Here is a 12,156-nt window from a genome sequence, read left to right as displayed (position 1 = left end):
AAAATAAAAAGAGAAGCATAAGCTTCTCTTTTTATTTATATTTCGAATAAATAAGTCTTATTCAAAGTTCATAGTAAATGGAACACTATAGTAAGATCTAACGCTCTCCCCGTTTCTCTTCGCAGGAGTCCATTTTTTAAGTTTCTTAACTACACGTATAGCTTCATTGTTGAAGTCGCCATTTGGAGATTTCTCTTCAATAGTAACTGCAGAAACTGTTCCGTCTTTTTCTACAACGAACTTAAGCTTAGCTTTAAGCGTTCCTTCACCTCCTTCCATTAGAGAAGTATCGAAGTTATCTCCCAAGAACTTTCTTAATGCTCCCATACCTCCAGGATATTCTGCAGACTGGTCAACATCTTTATAGATCTCGTTCGGGTTATTCGCTTTTACTTCCACAGTACTAGCTTTAGTACCTGTAGATGGTGGTGGTGGCGGTGGCGTATAAGCCGGAGCCTTTACCCCCTCCTGATTCTGTAAACCAGTTGTAGTTTCCAACTGCTTAGAAATCGGCGGCGGTGGTGTTTCAATTTTCGGAGCTTTTACAGGCTCTGGAACCACGTTCTGAATCACCTCAATTTTCTCTTCCTCTTTTGGAGGCGGTGGTGGTGGTGGTTCTTCTTCTTTAGGCTGCTCGATAATCGGTTCTTCCTCGATAATATCTACTAGATCTGCCTTTACTTCTTGCTTAGGCGGAGCTGTAAGATTTTTAATCGTAAGATAGATGAACGGAGACAAAGCTGCCAAAAGGAATAATGCTGTTCCGATGATAAAAGACTTAGTTAAAAGTCTCGGATACTGATGTCTAAGATCATAGGCACCATATTCCTTGTTTCTATTTTCAAATACGATTTCGTCTAAAGTAAGATTCTGACCGTATACATTTTCATCTGCCATAGATTAGATATACAATTTTATGGTTAAATTACTTTGTAGCAGCCGGTGCAGCAGCACCTCCTACTTTCTTCTCATAAATGGCTTTTTCCCAAGGTTTGATATCAGTAACTCCGTACTGCTCACTTTTGGTAATTGCCATTTCATCAAGAATATCAACAAAGTTCTTATATATAGCATCGTCAGTTGGCTTAATGATCACGGTAAATTTCGTTTGATCTGCAGCTCTAGATTTTGCCTGCTGAATTACTTTTCTAATTCCTTCTCTATCAAGGGTAGTTTCCATAAGAGTTTGGTCATTCAAGGATGTAGCATCCTGCTGGTGCCAAAAAACTCTATTGTTTTTTCCTAATAAGATAGAAATTGAGTTTGAAAGTTTAATTTCTGTTGGAGGTGGTTTTTTTGTTTCATCTTTCGGTTTAGCCGGAAGACCCAAATCCATAACGTTCGGTTTACTGAACGTAGTTGTGAACATAAAGAAGGTAATCAATAGAAAACCCAAGTCCACCATCGGAGTCATATCGACTCTGGTGTTTTGCTTCTTGGAACGGACCTTGCCGCCCTTGCCGCCTTTTTCCTGTACTTGTACTTCTGCCATTTCTATCGATATTATTCGTTAGGTTTACCTTCTTGTGATGTAATCAACCAAAATTTAAGAAAATCAATATCTCTTAAACCTTCAAATAGGCTTTTCACTTTAGGGTATTGCGTTGTAACGTCACCTTTAATAGCTAACTTGTAGTCAGGGTTAACGCTCAAACTTTCTTTTACCCAGTCAATTAATTGCTTATTTGTACTGTCCATAGGAATTCCTGTAGGACTCTTATAATTTTTCTGCTCATCTGCAGGCATATCCAAATAACCTTTAAGCTGGTTCATTGGAACTCCAATTGCCTGAACTTTCTGGAAAGCAGCTTTTTGGTTGTTGTCAAAAGTAATCCCATACTTTTGTCCCATTTTATCCAAAAGAGCTATTCTTTCTGATGCATTTTCTACCGGCTGGAAATAGAATTTTCCGTCCGGAGTAGCGTTGATAGTCATTAAACTAGCATCAGGAAGTAATTTTTCCGAAATTGAAGATGGCGGTTTAATCTGCTCCACGTCAGGTTTTTTAAACTGAGTGGTCAAGATAAAGAACGTAAGAAGTAGGAACGCAACGTCACACATTGCGGTCATGTCCGTTACGACTCCATGTCTTTTAGGTTTGACTCTCGCCATTATTATAAAATATTTTTAATTAAACTTCTTTTAATTGCTAATGCAAATATCTTGCTAATTCTTAGTTGAATTCAGCAAAAGATTGTTGGATACTCATAGAGATCTCGTCGATCTTGTAAGTTAATCCATCAATTTTAGATGTAAAGAAGTTATAAAGGATAATAGCGATTGCTGAAGTACCAATACCTAAAGCTGTGTTGATCAATGCTTCAGAGATACCTGTAGATAGAGCAGCAGCATCTGGAGTACCACCTCCTGAACCTAATGCAAAGAACGCCTTGATCATCCCGATTACAGTTCCAAGTAGTGCGATTAGGGTTGCAACTGTACCTAGAGTAGAAAGGATCATCATGTTTTTCTCAAGCATTGGCATCTCAAGAGTTGTAGCTTCTTCGATAGCTTTGTTAAGTGCTACCATTTTCTGCTCCTTATTTAATGTGTTATCGTGAGAAAGTGCTTTGTAAGTAGTAAGACCTTCTTTCACTACGTTACCTACAGAACCTTGTTGTCTGTCACACTCTTCGATAGCTTCGTCAATTTTGTTTTGGTTAAGTAAGCTTCTTACTTGTACAACGAAGTTGTCTAAGTTTCCTTTTCCAGCAGCTTTACCAAGAACGAAATATCTTTCAAAAGAGAAAACGATTACAGTAATCATGAAAGTAATCAAGATTGGTACGATAACCCCTCCTTTGTAGATAATACCTAAGAACGATTCTGGGTGAATGTCTTTTCCTTCAACACTTGAAAAAGCTACAGAACCACTTCCTAGTTTTTCTGCATCTTTAAAGTTTCCTGGGCTCCCAAGAACGAATAAATAAATACATACCCCTATAACAAATAGAATAGGAATAATAACAGCTGGATTTAAACCTCCTGCCTTTCTAGCAACTACTTGCTCATCATTTTTTGAAACATTCATTTCCATATTTAACTAAATTATATTGTTTTAAAATTTTACAGGGTGTAAATTAAAGGCAAAATTAATTAAAATGCAAGAGTCTTAATTAAACATTTTGCTTTTTTTTGATAAAGAAATTTTAATACGATTTCGAAATAATAATTATTTTAAATTATTTTATTTATTTTTTCCAAATTTAACATTTCAGTTAAAAAATCAAAAAAATAAGACACCCATTTTTTTTAATTTCCCAATGTTAATTTTTTTTTAAATTACGATATTCACAATACGGTGATGGACTACAATGATTTTTTTAGGGGTTTTACCCTCCAAAATCTGTTGCATTTTCTCGTTCGAAATCACCAAATCTTCTACTTCCTTAGCAGATAATTGAGCAGAAAGTGAAATTTTGAACTTCATTTTACCGTTTACACTTACCGGATACTCAATTTCGTCTTCAACCAGATAATCCTCATTCAATGCCGGGAATTTTTCAAACTCAATAGATGTACCGTGTCCCAGTAAACTCCACAGTTCTTCACAGATATGAGGCGCATACGGAGAAATGATAACGGCAAGCGGTTCTAAAATATTGCGCTTGTTGCATTTTATTTTCTGCAGCTCATTCACAGCAATCATAAATGATGATACGGATGTATTGAATGAGAAGTTTTCAATATCATATACTACCTTCTTTATTAAGGTATGTAAAACTTTATATTCTGCTTTTGTAGGTTCTTCGTCAGAAACTTCAAATACTTCCCCATTGAAATACAGGTTCCAGAATTTTTTAAGGAAACCATATACTCCGCTTAGTCCTTGAGTATTCCAAGGTTTGGATTGTTCTAGCGGCCCCAGGAACATTTCATATAATCTTAATCCGTCTGCTCCATACTCTTCACAGATGTCATCAGGATTTACTACGTTATATTTTGACTTAGACATTTTTTCTACTTCACGGTCTGTGATGTATTTTCCGTCTTCCAAAATAAATTCTGCCTCTGCATAATCCGGCCTCCATGCTTTGAAGGCTTCAGTATCCAATTCGTCAGAGGTTCCTTTTAATAAGGATACGTCTACGTGGATCTGCTGAGTCTGGTAATCTTTAGCTAAATTTTTAGATACATATTGATTAGTACCATCAATTCTGTATACAAATGCACTCATCCCTAAGATCATCCCCTGGTTGATCAGTTTTTGGAATGGCTCATCATGACTGATATATCCTCTGTCTTTTAAGAACATGTTCCAGAAACGGGAATACAATAAGTGGCCTGTTGCGTGCTCGCTTCCTCCTATATATAAATCTACCTGTCCCCAGTAATCTGCCAGTTCTTTTTTAACAAAAGCTTCTTCATCGTTAGGATCCATATATCTAAGGAAATACCATGAGCTTCCTGCCCAACCTGGCATTGTAGATAATTCTAACGGGAAAATTGTTTTATCATCAATAAGATCTGTAGCCACTACTTTTTGGTTGGCTTCATCCCATGCAAAGTCTTTTGCGTTTCCTAGTGGCGGATCTCCGTCTTCTGTAGGTAAATATTTTTCAACTTCAGGAAGTTCCAATGGTAAAGCAGAAGTAGGCAACGTGTAAGGCATTCCATCCTTATAATATATAGGAACCGGTTCTCCCCAATAACGTTGTCTTGAGAAAATAGCGTCACGCTGTCTGTAGTTTGTTGTTCCATGACCAATTCCTTTCGTTTCGATTTCGGAAATCATTTTTACTTTCGCTTCATTATAATGTAATCCGTTTAAGAAATCAGAATTTACACAAACCGAATCTTTAGAATCAAAAGATTTTTCCTGAACGTCTTCTTCTGTTTCTACCACTTTCTTGATTTCAAGATTAAATTTCTTTGCAAATCTGTGGTCACGTTCATCATGTGCCGGAACTGCCATCACAGCTCCTGTTCCATATCCCATCAATACATAGTCTGAAATATAGATCTCCATTTTTTCGTTGCTGAACGGGTTGACTGCATAACTTCCGGTGAAAGCACCGCTCACGTTTTTCACGTCAGACATTCTGTCTCTTTCTGTTTTTTTGGAAGTCTCTTCAATATAAGTATCTACTTCTACTTTTTGAGCATCTGTAGTAATGGTTTCCACTAATGGATTTTCTGGAGCCAACACCATAAAGGTAGCTCCAAAGATGGTATCAGGTCTTGTGGTGAATACCTCAACGGTTTCGTCATGACCTTCTACTTTGAACTGAACCTGTGCTCCCTGAGATTTTCCGATCCAGTATTCCTGAGAGTCTTTCAAAGGCTGTGGCCAGTCTAATGTATTTAATCCCTGCAATAATCTTTCAGAGTAGGCAGAAATTCTCATACTCCACTGCATCATTTTCTTTTGGAATACAGGAAATCCTCCTCTTTCGGATTTTCCATCCTTCACCTCATCGTTTGCCAATACGGTTCCTAATGCAGGACACCAGTTTACAGTTGTTTCTGCTCTGTAAGAAAGACGATAGTTTAAAAGAATATCTTCTTTATCAATATCGGAAGCGTTCTTCCACTCTTCTGCAGTAAAGTTTAATTCGTCATTCTGATTGGCACTTAATCCTTCTGTTCCTTTTTCTTCAAAATACTGAATTAATGAATCAATAGATTCAGCCTTGTCGGTATTTTTATTATACCAGGAGTGGTACAACTGGATGAAAATCCATTGCGTCCATTTATAATAAGAAGCGTCTGAAGTTCTTACTTCTCTGCTCCAGTCGAATGAAAATCCGATTTTTTTCAGCTGCTCTTCGTATCTGTTGATATTCTCTTCTGTAGTAATAGCAGGATGCTGTCCAGTCTGAATAGCATATTGTTCAGCAGGCAATCCAAAGCTGTCATATCCTACCGGGTGGAGTACATTAAACCCTTGATGTCTTTTATATCTCGCATAGATATCCGATGCAATATATCCCAGCGGGTGACCTACGTGAAGTCCTGCTCCTGATGGGTACGGAAACATATCGAGTACATAAAACTTAGGTTTGTCTGTGTTATTAGAGGTTTTATAGGTTTGATTTTCCTCCCAGTATTTCTGCCACTTTTTTTCTATCTGCTGATGATCGTAAAACACTTTATATATATGTTATATGTTAGACTGAATTATTTATCTTTTTGACAAGATTCACAAAAATAATGATTTTAAAGTAAATAGAAATTTAATTTATAATGAATTGCCATTCTCTGCTCAACAAAAAAATCCCATCCGGGGATGAGATCTATTTTTATGTCCTGAAGTATATTATTATTGTGGAACTCTTTTGAAAGTATAAGTTCTGGTCTGAAATATCTTAGGATCCTGAGTCTCTTCTCTTACAGCAAGATTGAGTGTTGTATTATCCAACGTAATAATCTTTGCATTCTGAGGCTCTACTACTCCCTGAATTTTCATCTGAACGTCTTTCCCTTCCTTATTATAGGTATAGTTGAATTTTATATCTGAAAGAATAGCACACTGACCTGGTGTAGCGGTATCTCCCCAGTTTGTTTTTCCTCCTTTGGAATCAACACTGAACCACCATCTGGTCTGTTTCTGGCAGTCCGTATAAGTAATCGTGTTAGAAACCGGATCTTCACCAGTCTTAACAGTAGTAACCACTTCTTTCAATGGTTGCCAGGTCCCAACTAGAGGAGCTTCCAAAACAGTATCATTGCTATCACTACATCCTGTAGCAGCAAACAATGACAAACCTGCAAATAGTAATGCTAATTTCTTCATAGATCAATTTTTTCAAGCGCTAAAATTATAATTTTTTTGATTTATATTACTATTTTTTATGAAAAATTATTTCATCAACCTTTATTTATATATATTTTTAAATACTCAGACCTCATTTTCCCTTTATTTAACAAATAATGAATACATGAGCATCATTCATTTTATTAAAAAGGTTATTTTTGCAGGAAACAAAATACAAATGCAGGATATAACGAAAAACAATTTTGATTTTATACGTGTTCTCCTCGCCTTTATTGTCTTTCTTGGACATCTTGGCACCCTCAGCGCATCTCCTGATCTCAAAATTTTTGAGCACAGCCCTATAGAAATTGCTGTTTTCGGTTTCTTTGCAGTGAGCGGATTTCTTATTGCAAGGAGCTATGACAGATCTTCAAGCCTGAAAAGTTATTTAAAAAAGAGAATCAAAAGAATTGTTCCCGCTTACTTATTGGTTATTTTTTTATGTGCAATTTTATTAAGCTTGGTAAGTACATATTCTTTCACAGAATATTTCAGTAATACACAGGTTTACAAATACCTTTTTTGGAATTCATTATTTTTAAATTTTAAAGCACCCTGGCTTCCGGGAGTTTTTGGGAATCAAGCTGTGAATGGCGCTTTATGGACGCTCAAAATAGAAATGTGCTACTATTTTGCAGTTCCTTTGTTGTTTTTGCTTTTCGGAAAGAATAATAAATACAGGAATATAAGTTTAGTTATCTTATATTTTTTATCGCTTATTTATCTCAATTATTTTGAATCTTTAAATAAAATTTCAGTCGCCAAACAGCTTCCCGGAACACTATCCTATTTTATCCCAGGAATGCTGATTTACTTTAATTTTGATAAATTCATCCAACATAAAAATATCATTTTCATCATTGCTATTGCCACTGTGTGGATAGATTTATTTTTAAACATTCAGCTTTTTTCTCCAATGATGATTGGTGTTATCGTCATGTATATTGCCTATTCATTCAAATTCTTAAATAATTTCGGAAAATATGGTGATTTCACCTATGGAATCTACATTTTCCATTTTCCTATTATCAGAACTTTCCAGACTTTAGGATTATTCGAAGATTACAATCCATTTGTAATGGCTTTGGTATGTATGCTGGTGGTTATTGCGGTAGGCGTAAGCTCCTGGCATCTTTATGAAAAAAGATTTTTATAATTTTGCAGTTTACAAAACATAAATGAAAGATCTTGTCTCTATTATAACACCTTGCTACAATTCAGCGGAATTTATCGAGGAAACCATACAGTCTGTCCTGAACCAAACCTATGAAAACTGGGAATGGCTGATCACTGATGACCTTTCCAAAGACAATACTGTTGAAATCATTAGAAAATATAATGATCCAAGAATAAAACTGCAGGTACTGGAAAAAAACGGCGGTGCCGGAAATGCAAGGAACAACAGCCTGGAAAGAGCTCAGGGAAGATATATTGCCTTTCTTGATTCTGATGACTATTGGTATCCTGAATATCTGGAAACGATGACGGATTATATGCAGGAACATAATGTGGAACTGGTATATTGTAACTATTCAAGATGTAATGAACAGCTTCAGCCTATCCTGAAAGATTTTCTGGCGGATAAGGTGGTTACATTCTCCAATCTGCTGAAGACATGCCGTCTTGCACCGGTTTCTACAATGTATGATACCAAAAGAGTAGGAAAATTTCTGTTTCCTGTAAAAAGTAAACGTGAAGATCATGTGATGTGGCTGAATCTTTTAAAAGTAATTCCTGAAGGGATTCCCGTAAAAAAGACGATGGCCAAATACAGAATGCGTGAAAACAGTGTTTCAAGAAATAAAAAAAATATCATCAAAGATCAATACCTTGTCTATAAAGATTTCATGGGATTCTCCACAGTAAAATCGTTGTATTATACGGCTAACTGGGCGCTAAACGGATTCCTGAAATACTCGAAAATTTTTAATTAATGGAATATTCTAAAGAGTTCAAAGCTGCTCTGAGTGCTTTTTCCGGTTCCGATAAAGACAAACTTATTTTCAGACTTCTGAGAAAGGATAAATTATTATCTAAAAAACTTTACTTTGAACTGATTGATCCGGAAACCACAGATGACAAAAGAAATTCCATGGAAGAACATGTGGAGGAACAGGTTCTTCTGGCCTCAAAATATGTGGGAAATGCCAAATACTTTCTGACCGTTGTCCGAAAAATAAGTGCTGAAATCACAGAGCACGTCAAAATCACCACTGATAAATTTGGAGAAGTTTCACTGAATCTTCTTCTCGTGAACAAGGTTTTGGAAAACAATAGCGATCTCAGCAGACAAAGGTTTGACAATGTTTACAAACTTTATATTTACATCATCAATAAAGTCTTCAAATCTTTGGTTCTGATTAAAAAGCTGGATGAAGATTACTGGATGGAGATCGATGAATATCTTCGTGATACTCAAAAGAAAATCTCAGAGAATCATTATCTTCAAAAACTATGCACCAACAATGGTCTTGATATTAGCTGGCTGGAATGTGACAGGATTCCTGAAAACATTGACCAGATCATGAAAGAGGTTAAAAGCCAGGGATTCTTAAGATAAAATTTTCTGAAGAATCATATTGGTAGAATCCGGTTTCTCATCTACAAATTTTCCGGCATTTTGAGACATTTCAGCAAGTTCTTCTCTATTCTCTTCATTCAGGAGAAATAAAACGAATTCTGAGGCTGTATATTCGTCGGGGAAAGATTTTCCACCATTGGCAGCAATCAGATCGTCTGCTTCCGGATTCTTTTTGTAGTGATTTCCAAAGATTACAGGAACACCAAAAGTTGCAGCTTCCAGAATATTGTGAAGCCCGGCATCATGAAACCCACCACCTATAACAGCTATATCTGCATAAGAATATAGTTTTGACAGTAATCCGATACTGTCTATGATCAGAATTTGAGAATTGAAAATTGAAGGTTGAGTATTTTGTATTTCGCTGTATAATAACGCGTCCGGAAATATGTTTTTCAAATGCCCTACTCTTTTCAGATCATGAGGTGCTATGATGAGTTTCACCGTATTGTTTTTGCGGGAAACTACTTCTGCTATTTTCTCTTCAGCCTGCCAGGAACTTCCGAAAACAAGTGCTTTATTTTCTCCGATGAATTCTGCAATGAAGTCTACGTGATTATCTCGTTCGCGAAGCTGTTTTACTCTGTCAAATCTTGTATCTCCTGTTACGGAAGACTTTGTTAACCCAACGCTTTTCGCCAAAGCCAATGAAAACTGAGTCTGATGAAAGAACCAATCTACATTTTTCTGAAGCTGTTTTACAAACCATTTCCCATAGGAGGTAAAGAAAGATTGTCTTTCATAAAAAAGCGCAGAAATCACATAGATTTTTGTTCCTTGATTTTTTAATTCGATAAGAAGATTATACCAATAATCGTATTTAACCGTAAAAAATAGTTCAGTATTGAATTGAGCTATAAATTCTTTTACAGTGCTTTTTTTATCGAAGGGTAAGTAACAGATAACATCTGCAATATGTTTCTTTTTAACCACATTTTCATATCCTGACGGGGAAAAGAATGTTACAAGTATTTTATGTTGAGGAAATTTCTCTTTAAGCTTTTCCAGAACAGGTAAGCCCTGCTCATATTCACCAAGGCTGGCTGCGTGCATCCAGATTATTTTGTCTGTTTTTGAAAAAGCAGTTTTTACTTTATCTAAAGACTGCGCTCTTCCTTCAACGCCTTTTTTAGTTTTATCATGAATCAATGCAAAAACTTTCATTCCGAAAGTAAGAAGACTGATAAATATATTGTAGAGAAAAGCCATTTTAATTATTCTTTAATTTCAATTCTGTCATCATCCGTAGAAGGATTGGATATGACTAAAAACTCGATTTCTTCAGTAGATTCATTAGAGATAAAATGTTTTGATCCGGGCTCTATAGAAATAGATTCTCCCTGGTTAACAAAAAATTTCTTTTCATTCATGTAGAATACTGCAACTCCTTTCAGCATATAAAAAAACTGTTCTGCCACATTATGATAGTGTAATTTTTCTGAAGTTCCCGAAGGCATCTTTTCCTGCTTTATGGATAGGTTATGTGTATTTTTAAGGATCCAGCTTTCACACTGGTTTCCCCACATATAATGTTCTGAATTTTCTTTAGAATGTATCATTTAAATAGATAGGCAATAAAAAGTAATGCAGGAGTAAATAACACAACTGATAAAAAGATAGTAGCGAATGAAATCCTTGGTTTAGCCTTATCATCTACAGCATATCTAAACATATAGTCCTGGATATTGGTAAAAATGACTGCCAGTACCACAAAAAGAATTCTCAATCCGATTTTCATAACTAAAAACTGAGCATTCATATTCTGTTCTGTAATTTCTACGGGGAAATTAGTATCTTCAGGATGTCTCATACCATAAACGAATAGAGCATATAACCCCAAAGCCAATACAGGCATCAGAAAGGCATACATTCTTCCACCAAATCCATCAGCTTTTCCTTCCATATCAAAATGCACAGGAATTCTCTCTGGCAGGGTGTTATAGTTTTTTAAGGTAAACCACCACAGAAAAACCACCCATCCAAAATTAAAAATATCAAAAATTGTAAAGAGAATATTTTCCATTTCAGAGGAGATTTAATGAGAATTAAATTACACTTTTCAGCACTCTCAGTTTATGAGTGTGTTTATTCATTTCTTTATTGAAAATTCCAGTGGAATCCAGCGTATCTATTCTTACTTTTCCGGAAGCATGGATGATCTTTTGATTGTCCAGCATAATTCCTACGTGGATAATTTTTCCTTCCGCATTTTCGAAGAAAGCAAGATCTCCCGGCCGTGTCTCTTCTACAAAAGTAAGAGCTTCTCCTACCTCAGCCTGCTGTGAAGCATCTCTTGGTATTTTAATATTGTGGATTTTATAGACCAATTGGGTAAATCCGGAGCAGTCTACCGCAAAAAAGCTTTTACCACCCCACAGATAAGGTACGTTAAGGAATTCTTTTGCTGTCAGTGCGATACTTTCTCGTACATCATGACTTCGTCTGGAAGCTACCACCGGAAACTCCACTTCGGAACCCATAGAAAGTAAAGTCTTTCCATCGTTCATTAATACGGAAGAGAAGTCTTCAGTAACAACAGTAACTTTTCTTTTGACCAGCTCTTCTTCTGTTACCGGCCTCAACTGTTTGGTATCCATCCATCCTTCATAACCATCATAGTGCATTTTTATTTTGGTCCAGTTTTTATCTACTTCCAAAATATCGGCACTTTCTCCAAACAATATTTCCGTAACAATTTCAGCTCTGTCAGAATTTTCTGCACGAACCGGCGCTACTGTAACAATACAAATTCCTTTATTCATTAACTCTCAATTTAAAGATTGAATAATTTAAAGAAAAAATACGAATTGTACACCCT

At 35.9% G+C, this 12,156-nt stretch carries 13 protein-coding genes; 3 read left to right on the top strand and 10 right to left on the bottom strand.

Annotated elements, in window-relative coordinates; translation table 11 throughout:
- Positions 1–57: 57 nt before the first annotated feature.
- The 6 genes from LKL37_RS10575 to LKL37_RS10550 all read right to left on the bottom strand — a co-directional run bounded on the left by LKL37_RS10575 (position 58) and on the right by LKL37_RS10550 (position 6,736).
- The gene (locus LKL37_RS10575) at positions 58–897 is read right to left on the bottom strand and encodes an energy transducer TonB (protein ID WP_105701204.1); all 840 of its coding nucleotides are present in this window, start codon (positions 895–897) and stop codon (positions 58–60) included.
- A 28-nt stretch (positions 898–925) separates the two neighbouring features.
- Positions 926–1,492 carry a biopolymer transporter ExbD gene (locus LKL37_RS10570; protein ID WP_105701203.1) on the bottom strand — a complete coding sequence of 189 codons (567 nt, stop codon included), beginning with the start codon at positions 1,490–1,492 and terminating at the stop codon, positions 926–928.
- A gap of 11 nt (positions 1,493–1,503) precedes the next feature.
- Positions 1,504–2,112 carry an ExbD/TolR family protein gene (locus LKL37_RS10565; protein ID WP_121489308.1) on the bottom strand — a complete coding sequence of 203 codons (609 nt, stop codon included), beginning with the start codon at positions 2,110–2,112 and terminating at the stop codon, positions 1,504–1,506.
- Between the two features lie 61 nt (positions 2,113–2,173).
- Complete coding sequence (locus tag LKL37_RS10560; protein WP_431610545.1) at positions 2,174–3,037, bottom strand: MotA/TolQ/ExbB proton channel family protein; 864 nt, start codon at positions 3,035–3,037, stop codon at positions 2,174–2,176.
- Between the two features lie 240 nt (positions 3,038–3,277).
- Positions 3,278–6,091, bottom strand: a complete 2,814-nt coding sequence (gene leuS, locus LKL37_RS10555; protein ID WP_431610544.1) for a leucine--tRNA ligase — start codon at positions 6,089–6,091, stop codon at positions 3,278–3,280.
- A 171-nt stretch (positions 6,092–6,262) separates the two neighbouring features.
- On the bottom strand, positions 6,263–6,736 hold the full coding sequence (locus LKL37_RS10550) for a lipocalin family protein (RefSeq protein ID WP_431610543.1): 474 nt from the start codon (positions 6,734–6,736) through the stop codon (positions 6,263–6,265).
- Positions 6,737–6,881: 145 nt separating this feature from the next.
- Between LKL37_RS10550 and LKL37_RS10545 the strand changes: the two genes are divergently transcribed.
- Genes LKL37_RS10545 through LKL37_RS10535 form a run of 3 tightly spaced genes read left to right on the top strand, consistent with a single transcriptional unit; the run spans position 6,882 to position 9,317 of the window.
- Positions 6,882–7,913: an acyltransferase family protein gene (locus tag LKL37_RS10545; RefSeq protein WP_431610542.1), complete on the top strand. Its 1,032-nt coding sequence runs from the start codon at positions 6,882–6,884 to the stop codon at positions 7,911–7,913.
- A gap of 22 nt (positions 7,914–7,935) precedes the next feature.
- A complete protein-coding gene (locus LKL37_RS10540) occupies positions 7,936–8,691 on the top strand; it encodes a glycosyltransferase family 2 protein (RefSeq protein ID WP_431610541.1) in 756 nt (251 codons plus the stop codon).
- Positions 8,691–9,317 (top strand): deoxyuridine 5'-triphosphate nucleotidohydrolase, encoded by a 627-nt coding sequence (locus LKL37_RS10535; RefSeq protein WP_431610540.1) that lies wholly within the window; start codon positions 8,691–8,693, stop codon positions 9,315–9,317. The genes LKL37_RS10540 and LKL37_RS10535 overlap by 1 nt, the downstream gene beginning before the upstream one ends.
- Here the strand turns inward: LKL37_RS10535 and LKL37_RS10530 are convergent.
- From LKL37_RS10530 to LKL37_RS10515, 4 genes are read right to left on the bottom strand one after another with little or no spacing between them, the layout of a single operon-like run.
- Positions 9,309–10,547 (bottom strand): 3-deoxy-D-manno-octulosonic acid transferase, encoded by a 1,239-nt coding sequence (locus tag LKL37_RS10530; protein ID WP_431610539.1) that lies wholly within the window; start codon positions 10,545–10,547, stop codon positions 9,309–9,311. The genes LKL37_RS10535 and LKL37_RS10530 overlap by 9 nt on opposite strands.
- 5 nt (positions 10,548–10,552) lie before the next feature.
- The gene (locus tag LKL37_RS10525) at positions 10,553–10,897 is read right to left on the bottom strand and encodes a cupin domain-containing protein (protein ID WP_431610538.1); all 345 of its coding nucleotides are present in this window, start codon (positions 10,895–10,897) and stop codon (positions 10,553–10,555) included.
- On the bottom strand, positions 10,894–11,361 hold the full coding sequence (locus tag LKL37_RS10520) for a DUF1648 domain-containing protein (RefSeq protein ID WP_431610537.1): 468 nt from the start codon (positions 11,359–11,361) through the stop codon (positions 10,894–10,896). The genes LKL37_RS10525 and LKL37_RS10520 overlap by 4 nt, the downstream gene beginning before the upstream one ends.
- Positions 11,362–11,383: 22 nt before the next feature.
- Positions 11,384–12,100: an NlpC/P60 family protein gene (locus LKL37_RS10515; protein WP_431610536.1), complete on the bottom strand. Its 717-nt coding sequence runs from the start codon at positions 12,098–12,100 to the stop codon at positions 11,384–11,386.
- Positions 12,101–12,156 lie beyond the last annotated feature (56 nt).

It is taken from the genome of Chryseobacterium sp. 'Rf worker isolate 10' (assembly GCF_050753305.1).
Taxonomy (GTDB): domain Bacteria; phylum Bacteroidota; class Bacteroidia; order Flavobacteriales; family Weeksellaceae; genus Chryseobacterium.
The sequence above is the reverse complement of the archived record's forward strand: the minus strand, read 5'-3'. Positions and strand labels throughout refer to the sequence as shown.

What these genes read in the sequence shown, in the direction of transcription:
- LKL37_RS10575 (WP_105701204.1), bottom strand. Translation starts at nt 897, where the DNA reads ATGGCAGATGAAAATGTATACGGTCAGAATCTTACTTTAGACGAAATC.
- LKL37_RS10570 (WP_105701203.1), bottom strand. Translation starts at nt 1,492, where the DNA reads ATGGCAGAAGTACAAGTACAGGAAAAAGGCGGCAAGGGCGGCAAGGTC.
- LKL37_RS10565 (WP_121489308.1), bottom strand. Translation starts at nt 2,112, where the DNA reads ATGGCGAGAGTCAAACCTAAAAGACATGGAGTCGTAACGGACATGACC.
- LKL37_RS10560 (WP_431610545.1), bottom strand. Translation starts at nt 3,037, where the DNA reads ATGGAAATGAATGTTTCAAAAAATGATGAGCAAGTAGTTGCTAGAAAG.
- LKL37_RS10550 (WP_431610543.1), bottom strand. Translation starts at nt 6,736, where the DNA reads ATGAAGAAATTAGCATTACTATTTGCAGGTTTGTCATTGTTTGCTGCT.
- LKL37_RS10545 (WP_431610542.1), top strand. Translation starts at nt 6,882, where the DNA reads ATGAGCATCATTCATTTTATTAAAAAGGTTATTTTTGCAGGAAACAAA.
- LKL37_RS10540 (WP_431610541.1), top strand. Translation starts at nt 7,936, where the DNA reads ATGAAAGATCTTGTCTCTATTATAACACCTTGCTACAATTCAGCGGAA.
- LKL37_RS10535 (WP_431610540.1), top strand. Translation starts at nt 8,691, where the DNA reads ATGGAATATTCTAAAGAGTTCAAAGCTGCTCTGAGTGCTTTTTCCGGT.
- LKL37_RS10530 (WP_431610539.1), bottom strand. Translation starts at nt 10,547, where the DNA reads ATGGCTTTTCTCTACAATATATTTATCAGTCTTCTTACTTTCGGAATG.
- LKL37_RS10525 (WP_431610538.1), bottom strand. Translation starts at nt 10,897, where the DNA reads ATGATACATTCTAAAGAAAATTCAGAACATTATATGTGGGGAAACCAG.
- LKL37_RS10520 (WP_431610537.1), bottom strand. Translation starts at nt 11,361, where the DNA reads ATGGAAAATATTCTCTTTACAATTTTTGATATTTTTAATTTTGGATGG.
- LKL37_RS10515 (WP_431610536.1), bottom strand. Translation starts at nt 12,100, where the DNA reads ATGAATAAAGGAATTTGTATTGTTACAGTAGCGCCGGTTCGTGCAGAA.